The sequence below is a fragment of the Streptomyces sp. CGMCC 4.7035 genome (assembly GCF_031583065.1).
In the GTDB taxonomy this organism is placed as follows: Bacteria; Actinomycetota; Actinomycetes; order Streptomycetales; family Streptomycetaceae; genus Streptomyces; species Streptomyces yaanensis.
The window spans coordinates 4,246,449-4,264,479 of record NZ_CP134053.1; the positions used below are offsets into that span (position 1 = coordinate 4,246,449).

General features: G+C 72.7%; 16 protein-coding genes and 2 pseudogenes. 7 read left to right on the plus strand and 11 right to left on the minus strand.

What is annotated here, in order from left to right:
* Positions 1-108: 108 nt before the first annotated feature.
* Positions 109-2,670: a SpoIIE family protein phosphatase gene (locus Q2K21_RS18255; RefSeq protein ID WP_310772131.1), complete on the minus strand. Its 2,562-nt coding sequence runs from the start codon at positions 2,668-2,670 to the stop codon at positions 109-111.
* 30 nt (positions 2,671-2,700) lie between these two features.
* Here Q2K21_RS18255 and Q2K21_RS18260 point away from each other — a divergent pair, with 30 nt between their 5' ends.
* Positions 2,701-3,660 (plus strand): cyclase family protein, encoded by a 960-nt coding sequence (locus tag Q2K21_RS18260; RefSeq protein WP_310772134.1) that lies wholly within the window; start codon positions 2,701-2,703, stop codon positions 3,658-3,660.
* Here Q2K21_RS18260 and Q2K21_RS18270 read toward each other — a convergent pair.
* The 7 genes and pseudogenes from Q2K21_RS18270 to Q2K21_RS18300 form a co-directional block, all read right to left on the minus strand.
* Positions 3,638-4,302: pseudogene (locus tag Q2K21_RS18270) on the minus strand (enoyl-CoA hydratase/isomerase family protein). The gene Q2K21_RS18260 and the pseudogene Q2K21_RS18270 sit on opposite strands and share 23 nt — an antisense overlap.
* Before the next feature lie 164 nt (positions 4,303-4,466).
* Entirely contained in the window at positions 4,467-5,237 is a 771-nt protein-coding gene (locus Q2K21_RS18275; RefSeq protein ID WP_310772141.1) for an SDR family NAD(P)-dependent oxidoreductase, read from the minus strand.
* Positions 5,238-5,247: 10 nt separating this feature from the next.
* Positions 5,248-5,393, minus strand: a pseudogene (locus tag Q2K21_RS18280) (acyl-CoA dehydrogenase family protein); the annotation flags it as partial.
* A 126-nt stretch (positions 5,394-5,519) separates the two neighbouring features.
* The gene (locus Q2K21_RS18285) at positions 5,520-6,821 is read right to left on the minus strand and encodes a CAP domain-containing protein (protein WP_310772145.1); all 1,302 of its coding nucleotides are present in this window, start codon (positions 6,819-6,821) and stop codon (positions 5,520-5,522) included.
* Positions 6,822-6,882: 61 nt separating this feature from the next.
* On the minus strand, positions 6,883-7,188 hold the full coding sequence (locus tag Q2K21_RS18290; protein WP_310772148.1) for a YkvA family protein: 306 nt from the start codon (positions 7,186-7,188) through the stop codon (positions 6,883-6,885).
* 138 nt (positions 7,189-7,326) lie between these two features.
* Positions 7,327-7,713 (minus strand): hypothetical protein, encoded by a 387-nt coding sequence (locus Q2K21_RS18295; RefSeq protein WP_310772151.1) that lies wholly within the window; start codon positions 7,711-7,713, stop codon positions 7,327-7,329.
* A gap of 290 nt (positions 7,714-8,003) precedes the next feature.
* Positions 8,004-8,924, minus strand: a complete 921-nt coding sequence (locus Q2K21_RS18300) for a MurR/RpiR family transcriptional regulator (protein WP_310772154.1) — start codon at positions 8,922-8,924, stop codon at positions 8,004-8,006.
* A 186-nt stretch (positions 8,925-9,110) separates the two neighbouring features.
* Between Q2K21_RS18300 and Q2K21_RS18305 the strand changes: the two genes are divergently transcribed.
* The 3 genes from Q2K21_RS18305 (at position 9,111) to Q2K21_RS18315 (ending at position 12,351) form a co-directional block, all read left to right on the plus strand.
* A complete protein-coding gene (locus Q2K21_RS18305; protein ID WP_310772156.1) occupies positions 9,111-9,500 on the plus strand; it encodes a hypothetical protein in 390 nt (129 codons plus the stop codon).
* A 550-nt stretch (positions 9,501-10,050) separates the two neighbouring features.
* Entirely contained in the window at positions 10,051-11,064 is a 1,014-nt protein-coding gene (locus tag Q2K21_RS18310; protein WP_310772159.1) for an alpha/beta hydrolase, read from the plus strand.
* Positions 11,065-11,211: 147 nt separating this feature from the next.
* Positions 11,212-12,351, plus strand: a complete 1,140-nt coding sequence (locus Q2K21_RS18315) for a helix-turn-helix domain-containing protein (RefSeq protein WP_310772162.1) — start codon at positions 11,212-11,214, stop codon at positions 12,349-12,351.
* A gap of 9 nt (positions 12,352-12,360) precedes the next feature.
* Here Q2K21_RS18315 and Q2K21_RS18320 read toward each other — a convergent pair whose 3' ends face one another.
* Positions 12,361-13,197 (minus strand): ATP-grasp domain-containing protein, encoded by an 837-nt coding sequence (locus Q2K21_RS18320; RefSeq protein WP_310772165.1) that lies wholly within the window; start codon positions 13,195-13,197, stop codon positions 12,361-12,363.
* Between the two features lie 151 nt (positions 13,198-13,348).
* Between Q2K21_RS18320 and Q2K21_RS18325 the strand changes: the two genes are divergently transcribed.
* A complete protein-coding gene (locus tag Q2K21_RS18325) occupies positions 13,349-14,332 on the plus strand; it encodes an aldo/keto reductase (protein ID WP_310772168.1) in 984 nt (327 codons plus the stop codon).
* A 171-nt stretch (positions 14,333-14,503) separates the two neighbouring features.
* On the opposite strand, the gene Q2K21_RS18330 is transcribed toward Q2K21_RS18325, so the two are convergent.
* Positions 14,504-14,791, minus strand: coding sequence for a hypothetical protein (locus Q2K21_RS18330; protein WP_310772171.1), 288 nt, complete (start codon positions 14,789-14,791; stop codon positions 14,504-14,506).
* Positions 14,792-15,039: 248 nt separating this feature from the next.
* On the opposite strand from Q2K21_RS18330, the gene tgmA reads away from it, so the two are divergent.
* On the plus strand, positions 15,040-15,231 hold the full coding sequence (tgmA, locus tag Q2K21_RS18335; RefSeq protein ID WP_310772174.1) for a putative ATP-grasp-modified RiPP: 192 nt from the start codon (positions 15,040-15,042) through the stop codon (positions 15,229-15,231).
* Between the two features lie 15 nt (positions 15,232-15,246).
* Complete coding sequence (gene tgmB, locus Q2K21_RS18340; RefSeq protein WP_310772177.1) at positions 15,247-16,194, plus strand: ATP-grasp ribosomal peptide maturase; 948 nt, start codon at positions 15,247-15,249, stop codon at positions 16,192-16,194.
* Between the two features lie 91 nt (positions 16,195-16,285).
* Here the strand turns inward: tgmB and Q2K21_RS18345 are convergent, their stop codons facing one another.
* The gene (locus Q2K21_RS18345; RefSeq protein WP_310772180.1) at positions 16,286-17,974 is read right to left on the minus strand and encodes a serine/threonine-protein kinase; all 1,689 of its coding nucleotides are present in this window, start codon (positions 17,972-17,974) and stop codon (positions 16,286-16,288) included.
* Positions 17,975-18,031: the final 57 nt, after the last annotated feature.

Here is an 18,031-nt window from a genome sequence, read left to right on the forward strand (position 1 = left end):
ACCTGCTCTACGTCCAGCCGATCAGCACCGCCCTCGACCGGTCGGACGCGACCTACTACGAGGAGTAGGCCCGGCTCGGCGTGCCGACGGCGCGCCGACGGGCCGGACTCAGCGCGCGGACGGTGGCTTCGCCGCCGTCCGCGGGGACGGGGAGGGCGCGTACTGCGTGAGCAGGAGAGCGATGTCGTCCGCCCTGTCGCGGGACTGGCGGGCGTCCCGCAGCAGGGCGTCGGCCAGATCCTCCAGCCGGTCCTCCTCCCTGCGGGCCAGTGAGGACCGCAGCCGGTCGATGCCCGAACCGATGTCGGAGCCGCGCCGCTCGACCAGCCCGTCCGTGTACATGGCCAGAACGGCGCCGGGCACGAGACGCAGTTCCGCCTCCGGGTAGTCGGCCGTTCCCGCGACGCCGAGCAGCGGGCCGCCGGGCAGGTCCAGGATCTCGGCGTGCCCGTCGGGCAGACGCAGCAGGGGTGGGCAGTGGCCCGCCCGGACCATCCTCACTACCCCCGAGCCGGGGTGGAAGCGAACGTAGCAGCAGCTGGCGAGCGGGGCGGGATCGAGGTCCAGCAGAAGCCGGTTGGTGCTGGCGACGACGTGGCTCGGGTCGTGGCCGGCGGTGACGAAGGCCCGCACCGCGCTGCGCAGCTGGCCCATGGTGGCCGCGGCGGCGACGTTGTGCCCCTCGACGTCCCCGACGATCAGCACGACCTCTTGGCCGCTCGGGATGACGTCGTACCAGTCGCCGCCGATGTCCATCCCCCTGGTCCCCGGAAGGTAGCGCCCGGCGACGCGCAGGCCCGGCAGCCTGGGCAGCCGGTGCGGCAGCAGGGCGTTCTGCAGCCCGCGGGCCAGGGCGTATTCGGCGTCGTAGAGCCGGGCGCGTTCGAGGGCCTGGGCGATCAGACCGCCCAGCGCGGTGAGGAGCCCGCGCTCTTCCTCGGGGAAAAGGCGGACGCCGTCGAAGCCGATGACGCAGGCGCCGACGGGGTGGCCCGAGGCGATCAGTGGCAGGAACGCCCAGGAGTCGGAGTCTGCGGCCGGGATCCCGGGGTACGCCTCCAGCAGTTCCTGCCGCGACTCGACGAAGAGCGGGGCCCCGGAGGTCAGTGCGTCCGTCACCGGCAGCCGGGCGTGCAGCAGGGTGCCCTCGTACCGCGCGAGAACGTCCTCCGGCCAGCCGCGCTGGGCGAGCAGGTGGAGCCGTTGCTCGTCCACCACGGCCACCGCCAGCCGCTGGCCGCCGAACGCGGGAAGCAACTGCTCGGCGACGACATCGCACACCTCGTGGGCGGTGACCGCCTGGGTCAGGGCGCTGCCCAGTTGGAGCACACGGTAGAGGGAACCCAGGCGCGGGGCCGCGGGCGGTGGCGACAGGGAGACGGGCGGGCAGTCCTCCGCGACGGACGTTCCGGGCCCGGCCCCGGCAGGCAGCGGCTGCCTCACGGGCGCCGCCCATCCCGTCATGCCCTGCTCGCCCGGGTGGAGGGAGAAGACGAGCCACTCGTCGGGCGGGCGACGGACCAGGAAGGAGACCGGCTGCTGGGAGATCGTGGCGGCCCGGTAACGGTCCTCGTAGACGGGATCACCGAGCCACGGCAGGACGTCCCACAGGCACCGGCCGAGCAGTTCCTCATGGCTGATGTGCAGCAGGTCCTCCAGGCTGTGGTTGGCATAGGTGACACGGCCGTCCGGGGAGAGTGCGAAGAAGCCGTCCGCGAGCCGCTCGATCGCCGCGACGGCCGCCATGCCGCTCCCGGAATCGAGCACGGCGCCGACCAGATGGGACGAGGCCCCCGGGTCGTCCGGACTGTCGGGAACCCGGCCCCACAGCTCGACCATGCGCTGGCCCCCGCCGCCGTCCCGGGTGCGCAGGCAGTGAGCGAGCACATGGCCCTCCTCGACCGCGGCGAGGGCGGCAGACCGGAAGCCGGGCAGATCCGCGGGCTCGACCCTGGCCGCCAGGGTGGCCGCCCGTCCGTCGAACTCGCAGGGCGGGATGCCAAAGATCGCGCACAGCTCGTCGTCGGCGATGAGGGCTCCGGTGTCGAGGTTCCAGTCGAACAGGCCCACCCGAATGACCGGTGCGTACGGCATCGGAACCACCACCGGAGCGGTTCTCTCGTCGCACTCACCGAGCGCCCGCCGGGCGCTGAGCCCGGCGAGGGCGGTGCCCAGACGGTCGGCCGTGGAGCGCAGTTGCCGGCGCTGTGCTCTCGACAGTCCCATTCCCTCCGGCTTGGAGGTCCACAGCACGGCCATCGCTCCGAAGGTCTGCTCGCCCGCTCGCACGGGCACCGAGGCGGAACCGAACGCGTAGGGCATGGCGACCGCGAGCTGGGGGTAGCGCCGCATGGTCTCCTTCACATCGGCCAGGTGAACCATGTGCCCGAAGCGGTAGGCCTCGGCCACCGGGAGATGGCTGTTCACCGGGATCCGACGCCAGTCGCCGAGCAAGGAAGGCGGTGTTCCGCAGGCCGCGGTCAGGACGAGCGAGCGGCCGTCGTCGGAGACCAGGAACACACTTCCGGCATGCGCTCCGCTCACCTCCACGGCCCTGCTGACGGCACGGACCAGGGCGTCGTTCCGCTCGGGCGCTTCGCCGACACTCGCGGCGCCGAAGGGGTACGAGCTCGGTGGCACACCGTTGGCCGACACGCTGCCCTCGATCATCCGTGGGGCATTTTCTTTATTTTAGGGCTTATGTCGGTTTTCCATGGGCAAGCTGATCTCGGGGGTACGGGCAACGGTCCGCCCGTCTCCCGGCAGGAGTTCGACGAGCTCTTCGAGGCCGTCCGCACCTGGGGCCGCTGGGCCCCGGCCGACCGTGGGGCCTGGAACCGCGTCACCCCGGACCATGTGCGGCGGGCAACGGCCCGGGTACGGTCCGGGACGGTCGTGCCGCTGGCGCTGCCCTGGAACACCCGGTCCGGGCCCGACAACCGCAAGCCCGCCCTGCACCACATGACCGACCTCGGGGACGTCGAGGCCCCGGAGCCCTCCACCCACAAGGACTTCATCGCCGCCGACTACCACGGCAAGGGCATCACGCATCTCGACGCGCTGTGTCATGTCGCCTACCGGGGGCAGCTCTACGACGACCGCACGGCATCCGAGGTCGTCGACGCCGCGGGCGCCCGCTTCGGCGCGGTGTCCGCACTCGGACCCCTCGTCACGACGGGGGTGCTCCTCGACCTCCCCACCGTCCTCGGGATCGGCTGGCTGGAACCCGGGCAGGCGGTGCACGCGAAGGACATCATCGCGGCCGAGAAGGCTCTCGATGTGACGATCGGCGAAGGCGACGCGGTGCTGCTGCGCTCGGGACACGTCCGCCGCCGCCGGGAGCTCGGTGCCTGGGACCCCGACACGGCCAGCGCGGGCTTCCATGTGGACGCCGTACCGCTGCTGGCCGAGCGGGGCATCGCCCTGCTCGGCGGTGACGGTGACAGCGACGTGCGACCCTCACCCGTCGACGGCGTGCACTCGCCCGTCCACGCGCTCGCCATGACCGCGATGGGGGTGCCGCTGCTGGACAACCTCGACCTGGAAGCCCTCTCCGCCGCGACCGCCGAGGCGGGACGGTACGAGTTCCTGCTCGTCGTTGCGCCCCTGAACATTCCGGGCGGGACGGGCTCCCCTGTCAATCCGGTCGCCGTGCTGTGACGCGGGCGGACGGGGTGATCTCGTCCACGAGGCCCCAGGCGAGCGCTTCCCCGGCGGTCAGGGTGACACCGGACAGGGCGAGGTAGGCGGTGCGTTCCCGGCCGATCCGGACGGGAAGGCTCGCTGTGCCGCCCGCGCCTGGGATCAGCCCATCTCCACCTCGGGCAGGCGTATCACCGTTTCCGGGACGGCCAGGGCGCGACCCGCGAAGGCGGCCAGTTCGATGCCCGCGCCCACGCAGGCGCCGTGCAGATGTGCGGTCACCCGGTCCGCGCACTGCTGCAGGAGCGCGGCCGGGCTCCGCCGCACCCGCACCAGCTGAGCCCGCGCCGGGTCGCGGGACGTCCCGAACTCGGCGAGATCGCCTCCGGCGCAGAACGCGGGGCCGTTGCCGGACAGATCGACGCGCGTGATCGACGGATCAGCCACGGCGACGTGCAGCGCCTCGCACAGCGCGTCGCGCGTGCCGGCGTCGAAGGCGTTGCGGACCCTGGGGCGGTCCAGCGTGACCGAGAGACGCGCGCTCTCCCGCCGGCCTCGACGTGCTGTCCGCGGACGTCGTACGTGCCGCGTTCGTCGGCGGACGCGGGGCGCCGTCGCCGACCTCTGCCTGCTCCACGTCGCCTCCGCGCGAGGCTCCATGGCCACCGGAGTGGAATCTGTGATCCCCTTGCAGGAGAAGGGCGATGTCGACGGCCGGGGCGGCGTCGTACCGCCCGCTCCACTGGATCCGGCAGGCGTGGACGGCGGGGGATCGCTTCCTCCTGACCGGCGCACGAGCCCGGTTCACGCCCGCGTGAACCGGGTCAGACGCTGTACCCGCCGTCGACACCCAGCGCCTGGCCGGTGATGTACCCGGCCCGGTCCGAGGCCAGGAACACGACAGCCTCCGCGATGTCCGTCGCTCCACCGAACCGGCGCAGCGGAATGTTGCGCCGGGTGACCGCCAGCGCCGCCTCGTCGAGTTCGCCGGTCTCCATGAGCCGTGCGGCGATCCCGTCGGTCAGCATGCCGGGTGCCACGCAGTTCACGCGCACCCCGTACCTGCCCTCTTCGGCGGCCAGCGCCCGCGCGACCGCCTCGACCGCGCCCTTCGTACCCGAGGACAGACCGTCGCGCACCGGGAACCGCCGGGTGGCGACGGTGGTGACGGCCACGATTGCGCCCCGGCTCTCCCGCAGCCTCGGCAGCGCGGGATGCACTAGATTGAAGAACGCCCCGGCGTCCGCATCGAGTTGCGCGCGGTACTGGCTCGGCGAGACCCGGCTCAGATGCACCATCGGCACATGCGGGCCCGCCGCGTAGACGAGGGTGTGGATGCCGCCGAGGGTTCTCGCGACCTCCGTCACCGCCCGAGCCGTGGCCGACTCGTCGCTCAAGTCCACTCGCAATGCGAGGACTTGGCGCCCCCGCTCCCTGACCTCACTGAAGAGGGCCTTTGCCGCCTCCTGGTTGGCGCGGTAGGTGAAGGCCACGTCACTGCCGCGCTCGGCCAGGATCCGTACGATCGCCGCGCCGATGCCCCCGGTGCCGCCCGCGACGAGCGCGGCACCCGACCTGCCGGAGAAATCCTGCACCTGTACCGCCTCACAGACCGAGGGACTTGGCGATGATGACCTGCATGACCTCACTGGTCCCGGCGTAGATGCGGGTGATGCGCGCGTCCGCGTACAGCCGGGCGATGAGCTACTCCAGCATGTAGCCGTATCCGCCGAAGAGTGAAGACATCGGTCGGCGGCCGGCCTGCATCTCCGTGTTCCTCGGACACGCCGTTCAGCCGGTCCACGCGGTTCAGCGGCCGCCCGCATTGCGGCGGTGAAAACGCCAGGAAAGCAGGGAAGGTACGTGAGTTGACGGCCTCAGCCGCCGAACAGCTGCGTCCAGTACGTGCCGGCCCGGCCGCCGCCCGCGAAGCCGACACCCATATGGGTGAAGGCCGGCTTGAGGATGTTGGCCCGGTGGCCGGGGCTGTCCATCCAGCCGCGGACGACCTCGGCGGGGGAACGCTGGCCACAGGCGATGTTCTCGCCCACCGTGCGGTGGCGGGAGCCCGCGGCGGCCGCACGGTCCCAGGGCTCTCGGCCGTCGGGCGAGGTGTGCGCGTAGAACGCGCGAGCCACCATGTCGGCGCTGTGCGCCTGGGCCGCGGCCGCGAGCAGGGGATCGCCCGCCAGGGGTGGCAGACCGGCCGCGGCCCGCTCTGCGTTGGTCAGCGCGATCACCTCGTCGGCCGTGCGCACCAGACCGGCGGGCGAGAACGGGCGGGTCCACAGCGCCGTCCAGTACACGTCCCGCGAGCGATGCCCGGCGACGTGCGCCACACCTGCCCGGGTGAACGCCGGCTCGCACAGGGTGCGGCGCGATCGCTCGTCGGACAGGCAGTACTCCACGAACTCGGCCGGGGTACGCGGACCGGAGACGAGGTGCTCGCCGACCGTCAGATACGGGGATCCGCCCGCGGTGATCCGCTCATACACGGACGTGCCGTCCGCGCTCTCGGTCGCCAGCGCGCCACGGGCGGCCATGTCGGCGGCGTGGGCCTGCGCCGCCGCGGCGAGCCGTGCGTCGAGCGAGACGGGTGGGGAACCCGCCCTGGCGCGCGCGGCGTTGACCAGGTTCAGAAAGCCGTCCGGCGAGGACACGCGGGCCGGCTCCGGAACGTGCGGAGGTGCCGGAGTGGCGTCCTCCGCCACCTCCACCCCGAAGTCCCGTGCCACGCCGCCGAGTCCGTCCGCGTATCCCTGGCCGAGCGCGCGCAGCTTCCAGTCCGCGCCCCTTCGGTACAGCTCGGCGAGCAGCAGGACGCTCTCCCGCTGTGGGCGTGGCGGGGTGAAGCGGGCCACGGCGCGGCCGCCCGGTCCCAGGACGTGCAGCGTCGGGGCGGGCAGGGCGCCGAGGGACACGGACGGGTCGGCGGGGCTGACGACGACGGTGACGCGGTCCGCTCCCGCCCGCAACCGGGGTGGATGCACGGTGAGTTCCGCGCCGAGCAGGCGGACACCGGGCGCGGAAGGCTGGTTGTAGAACACGAAGTCCGCGTCGCCGCGCACCTTTCCGCCGGCGTCCGTGACGATCGCCGAGACGTCGAAAGGGCCCGGCACCCTGAGGGTCAGCGTGCCGCCCGGCAGGGGCAGATTGCCCCCGGGAACCAACTCGTTCATCGTGCCGCCCGCTCGTCCGTACCGCTGCCACGAGGCGGACGGCCACGCAGCCCGCCGCCCGTCAGTCGGACAACGCGTCGCCGTCGCGCCCGGGTTCCCGCGCCGGTACGGCGGCGCGCATCGACCTGAGGGCCACCAGCAGGACACCGATGTCGTCCAGATAGACGGGATCGGGCAGCAGGTCGGTCGGCAGCACCAGGTACAGGACCGCGCCCCAGAAGACCCAGCGGGGGCCCGCCGGAAGGCCGGCGCGGCGCAGGTCACGGCGCGTGCGGACCAGCCGCAGCAGCAGGGCCAGCGCCACGCCGAGCAACGCGGCCGCGAGGATCGCGACGACGGCGATCACGGTCCAGGTCGTGGAGTCCATGCACAGCTCCGGGCATCCGTAGGAGTCGTCCTCTCCTACGGATGCCCGGCTTCGCGATGGTCAGTGCCCGCGCCGGGCCGAACGCCCCGCACGGAGGGGAAAACGGAGGGGAAAGAGGAGCGGCCGTGCGTCCCGCCGTCAGTGGCCGACGCGCGCGGTGCTGCTCTCCGCCAGGGCCTGGCTGACCGCCCGCACGCTGCGCGCGATGTGCTGGAGCTGCAGGACCTCGGCGGCGTACAGCTTGATCGTGTGCTCGATGACCGACTCGGGCAGACCGAGTGCCGGCAGCTCGGCGCGGGCCGTCTGCAGCGCGGTCCGGGCCACCCGCACCTCGTTCTGCACCTGGATCTGCGCGTGCCGGGCGAGCAGGACGGGGTGGCGGATCAGGGCCGGGTAGCTCGCGTAGCGCGCGGGGACGAGTTCGCGCAGCCACTTGGCCGCCGATCGCTCCCAGTCGTAGCTGCCCGGCGTTTTGACCTGGCACGGCCAGTCCGAGCTGATCGGCGAGTACGTCATCAAGGCCATGATCTTCGCTTCCGGGTCACGTCGGCTCAGGGGGGTGCGGCGACTTGGGGGCGGCTCCGGCCATAGGGGAGGACCGGAGCCGCCGCCATGGACGCCCGCGCAGCCGGGCCCGGCCGGACAGCCGAAGCCCGTGGGTAGGAGCGGACGGCTTCGGTTGTCCGTACGGCGTCACCCGGGGGTTCCGGGTTCACGATCCGCGAGAAGTATTTATATATACCGAGGGATACGCAAGGACATGAAAAAATTCATGCAGGGTTTGGGCGGAATGATCCCGGTTGTGACCCCCTCCGTCAGTCCTTGACGAAGAACTGGTGCTGGTCGGCGATCTGCTCGTACTCCTCGAGGCGGGCCTGGGTCCGCTCCGGATCGGCGTCGGTCATGGCTTGCAGGAGGGCCGCGGCCATCAGACCGGGCGCGGCGTACGAGTCGAAGACCAGGCGCGAGCCGGTACCGGTGGCGAAGACGACGTCGGCCTCGTCGGCGAGCGGCCCCAGCCCCAGATCCGTGATCAGGGCGACCTTGAGCCCCGCGCTGCGCGCCACCCGCACGGCGGTCAGGCTCTCCTGCGCGTGCCGCGGCATCCCGAAGGCCAGCAGCCAGGTGCCGCCCGCCTCCCGCGACTGCAACAGCGCGTCGTAGGCGACGCTGCCGCCGCGCGTCACCAGCCGCACGTCCGGGTGAATGCGCCGGGCCCCGTAGGCGAAATACTCGGCGAGCGAGCCGGAGATCCGAAGGCCCATCACGGTCAGCGGCGTCGACTCCGACAGCGCCCGGCCGACGCGGATCACCTCGTCAGGGTCGGCGAAGTCCCGGCGCAGGTTCTCCAGGTTCTCGATCTCGGCGTCCACGGCGGCCTGCAACTCGTTGCTGCGGTGCTCCGCCGGCGTGCTCGGACTGCCCAGGGTGCCGAGGGCGATGGACTGGAGCTTCTCGCGCAGCGCGGGGTAGCCGCTGAAGCCGACGGCCGCGGCGAAACGGGTCACCGAGGGCTGGCTGACGCCCACCCGCTCGGCCAGATCCGTGATCGACAGGAACGCGGCCTCGGTGATGTGCTCGATCAGGTACTGGGCGATCCTGCGATGCCCCGGCGACAGCCGCGGACCGTCGAACAACTCCCTGAGCTGGGACGTGGGGGAAGCACTCGTCTCCGGGGCCGTCTTGCCCGCAGTGATCGCAGATGCCTGCGCGCGTGCGCGCTGCGGCGATGACACCGGACCGCCTCCTTCGTGTCCCAAGGACCTTCAACATAGCTCACCGACCGTGCTGACCAGGGGCCTTACCGCCCACATCGCGGAGAGGGTTCCCGACAGGCGCGCTCGTCGCTTCGGCCGTACCGTCGTGCATGGGGGGCTTTGGGGTGGGGTACTCGCGTCGGCCATCGAACGAGAGGAGCGGCCGTGAACTCGCCCCTACCGCACACACCACAGGTCGAGGTGGTGGTCAGCGACTGCTCGGCGGCGGACGCCGGCAGCCTGTTCGCCGAACTGTGCCGGCGCTTCGGCTCGGACCGTGCCACCGACGAGGCACCGCACGAGGCCGCGAGCGGCCGGCCGACGATGTGGACCGGAACCTTCGACACCTCGGCCGCCCCCGGCCCCTCCCGGCGGACGGCGCCGTCACCGCACCTGTCAGGTCCGGTGACGGCCGAACTACAGGGCGAACCCCGGGCGGTGGAACGCCTGCGCCGTGCCCTGGACGAAACGTTCGTCGTGCACCAGTTGGGCGTGGTCGCCGGTGACCAGGAGGTAGACGTCGAGCTGCGGCTGGAGAGCCGCAAGCCGGCCTGAGGCCCACATCCGCGCACCGGCGTCCGCGCCGCCCGGGGACGAGGAGGCGGGGCGCAGCGCAAGCGCAACGGTCCGCCGCACGCGCCCCGGTCGGCGGTCACCCCTCCCTGCCCGGGACCGCCGCGTCGTGGACAAGTCCCGGCACCGAGGCCGCCCGACCCGGAAGCAGACCCAGACCACGGCGACCACCACCGAGACACGGCGACCGTCGGGAATGGGAACCTCGCCCCCTTGGCGGCGGCAAGCCGACCGGCCCTGGCCCATACATAAGCCTTCCAACTCCGGGTGTTCTCAGGCGGCATCCGGAGTCCGGGTCCGTCTTTCCCGGTTCGCAGGGGTCCCTGCGAGAAGTTGACTGTGGGTGGTCCGCTGTCGGCGCCGGGTGGCCGCCGCCGAGGGGGGCGAGGCCCGGGAGGGCGTCGTGGTGCGGGGCCGCCGTCCCGCCGTTCGGCGGGGGATTCCCGCCGGACGGCGCGTATCGGGGCGATGACCCGGCGGGCACCATGAACGCACTGGCCACACGGGCGTGGCCACGACGCGAGGAGCAGCCATGACCGCCGAGCCGACGACCTCCCCGGGCACCACAGAGGGCGCGCGGGAGTTCCCGCCGCCGCCCTTCGACCCGGAACTGGCGGCCGCGCTGGAACTGATCGCCGGCCAGCTGCCACCGGGCTTCCCGCCCGAGGCCATCCCCGAGGTCCGCGCGGGCATGATCCTTCCACCGCCCTCCGACGACGAGTTGCGCCGCGGCGGTGCCTTCGCGATCGAGGAGCGGGCGGTTCCGGGGCCCGCCGGGGCGCCGGACGTCTCCCTGCTCATCTGCCGGCCGACGGACGCGAAGGGCCCGCTGCCAGCCGTGTACCACACGCACGGCGGCGGGATGATCCTCGGCAACAACCGGATGGGCGTGGACGAGATGCTCGACCTGGCCGAGGAGCTCGGACTGGTCGTGGTCTCCGTGGAGTACCGGCTGGCTCCCGAGCACCCCCATCCGGCGCCGGTCGAGGACTGCTATGCGGGCCTCGTGTGGACCGCAGAGAACGCGAAGGAGCTCGGCATCGACCCCGAGCGGATCGTCATCGCCGGCGGCAGCGCGGGCGGTGGCCTTACCGCGGCACTGGCCCTGCTCGCGAGGGACCGCGGCGGCCCGGCCCTGTGGGGGCAGATGCTGCTGTGCCCGATGCTGGACGACCGCAACGACTCGGTCTCCACTCGCCAGATGGCGGGGCACGGCGTGTGGGACCGCACCGCGAACGAGACCGGCTGGGGCGCGCTGCTCGGCGACGCGCGCGGCGGCCCCGACGTGTCGCCGTACGCCGCTCCGGCCCGCGCCGCCGACCTGTCCGGGCTGCCGGCCGCGTTCATCGACGTCGGCTCCGCCGAGACCTTCCGGGACGAGGACGTCGCCTATGCCACCCGGATCTGGCAGGCGGGCGGCCGGGCCGAACTCCATGTGTGGCCGGGTGGGTTCCACGGGTTCGACGGGTTCGCCCCGCAGGCCCTGCTCTCCCAGGAGGCCCGGGCGGCACGGGCGCGCTGGCTGCGGCGCCTGCTGGGCGCCTGACACCCGGGCCCGGGGGCCGCCGCGGGCGGGCGAGCGGCCCTTGGGCATCGGGAGGGGGCCGACGGCCGCCTACACCTCGGCCTCCGGCGCAGGGCCCCCTTGGACCGGCGCTTGGCAGGAGCAGTCCGCGGCCGCAGGATGGTGCCCGTGAAAGAGCTGGCAGGACGGCTCGCGGCACTCGATCCCGACGCGGGCGCCGCGCTGCGTGTCATCGCGTACTTCGACCGTCTGACGGAGGACCGTGCGGGCCTGGAGGCGCTGGTGCGCGGCGCCGCGGTCCTGTCCGGCAGCCCGGCCCGGCTGGTCGACGAGCGGCGCGGCGTCCGGGTCCGCGTCGAACCGGACGGACGCCGGCGCGACGCGGCGGGCCCGCTCGACCCCGCCTGGCCCTGGGTACCGCTCACGCCGGGCACGTCGGTCCGTACGGCCTCGGCCGCGCTGCCGCCCCCTGCCGGACCCGACCGCGCCGGCCCGCACCCCGACGACGCCGGTCTGTGGCTGGAGCATCCAGGCCCCGCCGACGGCGTCCACGCCATGATCCTGGAGCGGGCCGTGGCGGCCGTACGCGTGGTCCTGGACCGCACCCGGGGCCGGGCACCCTCCGTCCCTCCGGCCGACGACCCGGCGCTCGTGGAGACGGTGCTGGACGCCTCCGCGCCACGCGCCGTGCGGCTGCACGCGGCGGCCCGGCTGGGACTCGGCGCCGAGCAGCGCGTACGGGCGGTGGCGCTGTACGGCGGCGGCGCGGAGGTCGAGCCCGTCGACGGGAGGCCCGCTGACGGGAGGCCCGCTGACGGGAGGCCCGCCGAGCGGGCCGGGCGGCGGGCGCCGGACGGCCGACGGGCCGGGATCGGTCCCGCCGTGGAGCCCGTACGACTGCCCGAGTCGTGGGCGGCGGCCCGCACCGCGCTCCGCTTCACCGCCGAGGGCACCACGCAGGACCCGGGGCCGCGCACGGTCCACGCGGACGAGCTGGGCGCGCTGACCCTGCTCGCCGACGCGGTGGGACCGGACATGCCGCCGATCCCCGACCTGCTCGCGGTGGAGCGTGCCGTGGCCGAGGCCCCGTGGGCGGCGGCGACCCTGCACGCCGTGGCGTCCTCGCCGAGCCTGCGGTCCGCGGCCGCGGAGCTGACGGTGCATCACTCGACACTTCAGGAACGCCTGGGGCAGTTGGAACACGCGCTCGACTGGGACGTGCACTCCCCACACGGCCGGCTGCGTCTCCAACTAGCCCTCGCGGTGCGGAAACTGCGGCGGACCGCGCCACCGCCCGCCACGGGCTGACCGGCGGCGTCAGAAGCGGCCCCGCGCCTGAAGGAACCGGTGGAGCGAGGCCGTCATCGCGGTGACGAAGGCGTCCCGGGTCCGCTCGCCGACGAGGTCGAGGGACAGATACGGGTTGAGGTCCTCCAACTCGACCAGCAGGAGGTCACCGTCCCGGGTGCGGCAGGCGTCCACGCGCTGGATGCCGTGGTCGAGAGTGTTCCAGTCGATGAAGCGCCGGGCGAAGGCGAGATCGGCCGATGAGGGCTCGTAGGGTTCCAGGGCCCAGCGCCGGCCGGGATCGGGGGCGTGGAGGGCGTACTGGAAGGCGTCGTCGACGTAAGTGAACGACACCTCGTAGCGGAAGTCGATGCGCGGCTGGACCAGGAGGTCGCCCCAGGCGAGGCCCTCCAGCCGGTCCCTGGACACGAAGTCCAGGCCGATGGAGTCCGCTCCGGCCTTGGGTTTGACCGCGTACAGGTCGGTGTCGGGCAGTCGGCCCAGGTCCTCGGGCCGGTCGGCGGTGGGTATGACCGGGTAGCCGGCTTCGGTCAGGTCCAGCAGGTACTGCTTGCCGGCCATGTCGGCCCGGCCGGTCAGCGGGTTGTACACGCGCGTGCCACGCGCGGCGGCACTGGCGCGGAAGGCGTCGTACTCCGCCCGGTAGTGCAGCACGGGCCCGCTGTTGCGCACCACGACGGCGTCGAAACCGTCCATCAGTGCCGAGGCGTCCAGCGGGTGGCACAGGGCGATCTCGAAGTCCGCGCGCAGCCGGGAGGAGAGAGCGATGTCCTCGTCGCAGTAACGCCGCCCACGGGCCTGGTAGGCCAGGTCGGTCACATACAGCAGGCGGGGGCGGGCGGGCATCGGGGTCTCCTCGGTCGGTGGCCACCCAATCTAATCCGCCCCTGAGGGTGGGCCAGGGGCGGCACCGGCGTCCGGGAGCGCTCCGTGGCCCGGTTCGGCGCGCAGGCGGGGCCTTCCGCGCGCAGCCGGACGCGGGTGACAGACTGGCCGTATGGAAGAGCGAGAATTCCGCAGGTCGGGACAGCACGCGTCGGTCATCGGCCTCGGCACGTGGCAACTGGGCGCGGACTGGGGCGACGTCGACGACAAGGACGCCCACGAGGTGCTGGAGGCGGCGGCCGAGTCAGGGGTGACCTTCTTCGACACCGCCGATGTGTACGGCGACGGGCGCAGCGAGCAGACCATCGCCGCCTTCCTGCTCGGCAGGCCCGATCTGCACGTGCTGGTGGCGACCAAGATGGGCCGGCGCGTCGACCAGATCCCGGAGAACTACGTCCTGGACAACTTCCGTGCCTGGAACGACCGTTCCCGGCGCAACCTCGGCGTCGACCGCATCGACCTGGTGCAGCTGCACTGCCCTCCGACGCCCGTCTACTCCTCCGACGAGGTGTACGACGCCCTGGACACACTGGTCGAGGAGGAGCGCATCGCCGCGTACGGCGTGAGTGTCGAGACGTGCGACGAGGCGCTGACGGCGATCGCCCGCCCGAACGTGGCGAGCGTGCAGATCATCCTCAACCCGTTCCGGATGAAGCCGCTGCGGCAGGTCCTCCCGGCCGCGCGGGAGGCCGGTGTGGGCATCATCGCGCGGGTGCCGCTGGCCTCCGGTCTGCTGTCGGGCAAGTACACGAAGGACACGGTCTTCGCCGCGAACGACCACCGCTCCTACAACCGGCACGGCGAGGCCTTCGACCAGGGCGAGACCTTCTCCGGCGTCGACTTCGAGACGGGCGTCGAGGCGGCGGCCGAGTTCACCGCGCTCGCCCCGGAGGGCTTCACCCCGGCCCAGCTGGCACTCGCCTGGATCGTCCGGCAGCCCGGTGTGACCACGGTGATCCCCGGCGCCCGCTCCGCGGACCAGGCCCGCGCCAACGCGGCGGTCGCGAAGCTGCCCCCGCTGTCGCAGGAAACGCTCGACGCGATCGGGGACCTGTACGACCGGCGGATCAAGGAGCAGGTCGAGGACCGCTGGTAGGCGGACGCGGACGGACCCGGGCCCTTCGAGGTGCGAGGGAGACCCGGGCCCTTCGAGGTGCGAGGGAGACCTGGGCCCTTCGAGGTGCGGGGGAGACCCGGGCCCTTCGAGGTGCCAGGGAGACCCGGGCGCGGACACAGACGGGACCGGCCGGCGGATGCCGTCGGCCGGTCAGGCCGTCAGGACGGAGCGTGCCGCGCGGGACCCGCCGCGCGCGGCGGCCCGTACCCGGTACGTGGTCTTGGCCCGGTCCACCACCGGATCACCGAGCACGATCCGCCCGGCCGCGTACAGCGCGTCGCACTCGTCGGTGGGCAGCGCCATGTGACGGCCGCTGGAATGCCAATAGCCGTACCGGTGCCGCCCGTTCGTATGCACGATGAGGAAGACCGGCATGCGCTGGTCCATGATCAGCCGCAGCACTTCGGCAGCACGGGAACTGAGCCGAGGGCGCGTCATGGTCGGTCAGCCTTTCGGGGCACGGGCGGGCGGGCATCCCGCCCGGGGGCGAGATGATCTTTACCCCGCATTGTTGCCGAGGGCACTGACAGCTCGCATCCGGCGTGCCGAGGACGTCCCCGGAAGCCACAGTTGTGCGTTGGCAATGTGACGACCTTCACCCTCATGTGGCGGAAAGTGATGAATTCCTTACGCGAGGAAGACGTAAAGGGTTGGGAAGAGGCACCCCAAGAACGTGGAGGTATCCCGTGCGACCGTTCACCCTCAACTACGCCCGGCCCAGAGGGCTTCCGGTGGTGGTGACGCCGTACCACTTCGACGCCTCCCGGCAGTTGAACGTGCTCCCCGACGGCCGTCCCGCCGTCAGTGACCCCGATCTCCTCCTGGCGGTCGGCACGACGACGTCCACCGCCGGTTCCCAGACGCACTTCGACGACTGACAGGCCCGCACGCGGATGACGGTCCTCATCCTCACGTCCGAGCAGGACGTGACCGCCGACATGGCGGTGGCCAAGCTGCACGAGCGCGGCGTTCCCGTGATGCGCCTGGACCCTGCCGACATCCCCGGCAAGGCGGTGCTGTCCGCCGACTACGCCCACGGCGACTTCGACGGCCACCTCTCGGCCAACGGGCACGTCCTGAGCATGGGGGGCCTGCGCTCGGTGTGGGTGCGCCGGCCGGGCGAACCCGCCGCCCACGCCGCGCACCCCACGCAGTGGCTCACCGCCGAGACCCGCCAGGCCCTGTACGGCATGCTGTACTCCGCCTCGACCCGGTGGATGAACCACCCCCGCAACGCCGACCAGGCCCGCTACAAGCCCTGGCAGTTGCGGATCGCCCACCTCAGCGGCTTCGCCGTGCCGCCGACCGTCATCACCACCGCTCCGCGTGTGGCCCAGCAGTTCGCGCAGGAGTACCGGGACGTGGTCGTGAAGTCGGCGTCCGGACCGCCACCCGACGATCCCGAACTGGCCCTGCCGACCACGCTCATCGGACCCGATGCCGACTTCTCCGCTGTGGCGGCCGGTCCCGCACTGCTGCAGCGCTACATCCCCAAGCGCGCCGACATCCGGCTGACCTGCGTCGGCCCCCGCCTGTTCGCCGCCCGCAAGAGGGCCGCGCCCGGGCAGGTCGACGGCCGGTACGGCGACACCGGGTACTCCTGGGAGACCACCGAGGTGCCCGACCGCATCGCGAAGTCGGGTCACGAGTACCTGACCCTGTCCGGACTCGCGTACGCCGCCTTCGACTTCGCCGAGGACGAGGAGGGCGTGTGGTGGTTCCTGGAGTGCAATCAGGGCGGCCAGTTCGGCTTCGTCGAGTTGGAGACCGGGCAGCCGATCGCGGAGGCCGTCGCCCTGTGGCTCGCTCAGGACCGCCGCGCCCCCGAGGGCCGCTGGTGAGCGGTCCCGCCGGCGTGTTGTCGCCCGCGCCGGCGGACGACCATGTCGTCACGATCCCTGGTCGGGCATGGCGTACTCGGTGGGCCGGCCGTCAGTCGGCCGTCGGCCGGAAGGTCCGCAGGAACACGTCCAGCGCCTGACGGTTGGCGGTGCTGTCCGCCTCGGCGGCGGGTGTCGTCCAGCGCAGGGAGAAGCCGCGGTGGCCGCCGGTCAGGACGCCGCGGCCGAAGGTGCGTACCCGGACGCCGTCCACCGTGGACAGCCACACCATGTCGGCGCCCTTGTGGCCCTGGTAGGTCACGGCGCGGATGGTGCCCACCCGTGCGTAGCCGGTGTACGTGCTCTTCAGGGACGGTTCCAGCGCCCGCCAGACCGCGACCGGGTCCGGACCGAGGCGCGCGCTGTAGGTGACCGTCAAGGTGCGCGGATCCCCGCTCGTACCGAGGGTCACCCGGTAGGTGTCTTCGGCTGCCTTCTCGGTGTGAAGGGGCTTCCATCCCGTCGGCAGGTCGATGGAGAAGCCCTCAGGCGCGACGTAGCGGCGGAAGGTGAAGGCCGGAAGCCGGGGGGCGCTCGACGATGCGGACGAGGAGGGAGTCGCCGCCGCACTCGTGCCACTGGTTCCGCCGGTCCCACCAGCCCCGCCGATCCCGCTGGTCCCGCTTGTTCCGCCGGTCTCGCTCGTCTCGGGAGAAGGCGTTCTGTCGTCGATGCTGTCGCCGGACGGAGCGGCCGAACTGGAGGGCGCGCCGGTGCGGGACGGTTCGCTGCCGGCCATGGAGGTGCCGCTGCCGTCCGGGTGGCCCGCCGCGACGAGGACGGCGACCGACGAGGCCGCTACCACGAGCCCCGCGCCCACCAGCACCGATCGGCGCACGGCCGGTCTGCCCCACGCCCGCCCCGCCCGGTGGGCGGCCAGCCAGGCGCCCCGGAAACGCGGCATCAGCGTCTCCTGCGTGGGTCCCTCGGGGGCCTCACTCAGAATGCGGGCCAGGGAGGCGCGCACGGCGGACTCCGGCACCCGTTCCAGGGCGTCCCGGCGCAGCAGTCCGGTGATGGCGGGGTTGAGCGGGCCGGCGTTCGTCGGGGGGCGCAGCGGCAGCCGGTCCACCGCGCGCAGCGTCGCCTCGGCCGGGCCTCGGTCCCGGATCGGCGGACGGCCCTCCACCATCGCGTACAGCAGTGCCCCCAGGGCCCACTGGTCGGCCGCCGGACCCGCGCTGGAACCGCGGGCCTGTTCGGGGGAGGCGTACGACGGTGCGGTGACCCGCTGGGTGACGGACGCGCCGATCAGCCCGAAACCGGTCAGTACGACCCTGCCGCCCTCCTGCACGAAGACCTGACCGGGGCTCAGGTCCCCGTGCGTCACGCCTCGGCGGTGGGCTGCCTCCAGCACGTCCAGGATGCCCAGGCCGATCCGGGCCGAGCGCACGTAGTCGAGGGGGCCGCGGTCCAGGATCTCCCCCAGGGATGTGCCTTCGATCCGCTCGGTCACGACCCACAGGACACCGTTGTCGTCGATCACGTCGAGGACGCCGGCGACCCTGCCGGGGCACAGCAGCTCCATGGCCTCCGAGTCGCGCACGATCCGGGCGACCGTGCGGCGCGGGGTGACCTCCGGCTGCAGCGGTGCGAGCCGCGACTCGGTGAGCGAGACGGGCCGTCCGAACTCCAAGTCCTCGCCTGTCCAGACGGTCCGCCCCTCCTCCCGGTGGACGGCCTCGAACGTTCTGTACCGTCCGGCGATCAACTGCTGTGTGGAGACCTGCCCGTGGTCCATCGTCATCCCTCGCTGCGCACCGGACTCTCCCGTTTCCCGGATGTACGGCGGACGTGA

Excerpts from the sequence above, each read along its gene's own strand:
- Q2K21_RS18255 (WP_310772131.1), bottom strand. The coding sequence starts at position 2,670 with ATGATCGAGGGCAGCGTGTCGGCCAACGGTGTGCCACCGAGCTCGTAC.
- Q2K21_RS18260 (WP_310772134.1), top strand. The coding sequence starts at position 2,701 with ATGTCGGTTTTCCATGGGCAAGCTGATCTCGGGGGTACGGGCAACGGT.
- Q2K21_RS18285 (WP_310772145.1), bottom strand. The coding sequence starts at position 6,821 with ATGAACGAGTTGGTTCCCGGGGGCAATCTGCCCCTGCCGGGCGGCACG.
- Q2K21_RS18290 (WP_310772148.1), bottom strand. The coding sequence starts at position 7,188 with ATGGACTCCACGACCTGGACCGTGATCGCCGTCGTCGCGATCCTCGCG.
- Q2K21_RS18295 (WP_310772151.1), bottom strand. The coding sequence starts at position 7,713 with ATGGCCTTGATGACGTACTCGCCGATCAGCTCGGACTGGCCGTGCCAG.
- Q2K21_RS18310 (WP_310772159.1), top strand. The coding sequence starts at position 10,051 with ATGACCGCCGAGCCGACGACCTCCCCGGGCACCACAGAGGGCGCGCGG.
- Q2K21_RS18320 (WP_310772165.1), bottom strand. The coding sequence starts at position 13,197 with ATGCCCGCCCGCCCCCGCCTGCTGTATGTGACCGACCTGGCCTACCAG.
- Q2K21_RS18325 (WP_310772168.1), top strand. The coding sequence starts at position 13,349 with ATGGAAGAGCGAGAATTCCGCAGGTCGGGACAGCACGCGTCGGTCATC.
- Q2K21_RS18330 (WP_310772171.1), bottom strand. The coding sequence starts at position 14,791 with ATGACGCGCCCTCGGCTCAGTTCCCGTGCTGCCGAAGTGCTGCGGCTG.
- tgmB (WP_310772177.1), top strand. The coding sequence starts at position 15,247 with ATGACGGTCCTCATCCTCACGTCCGAGCAGGACGTGACCGCCGACATG.
- Q2K21_RS18345 (WP_310772180.1), bottom strand. The coding sequence starts at position 17,974 with ATGGACCACGGGCAGGTCTCCACACAGCAGTTGATCGCCGGACGGTAC.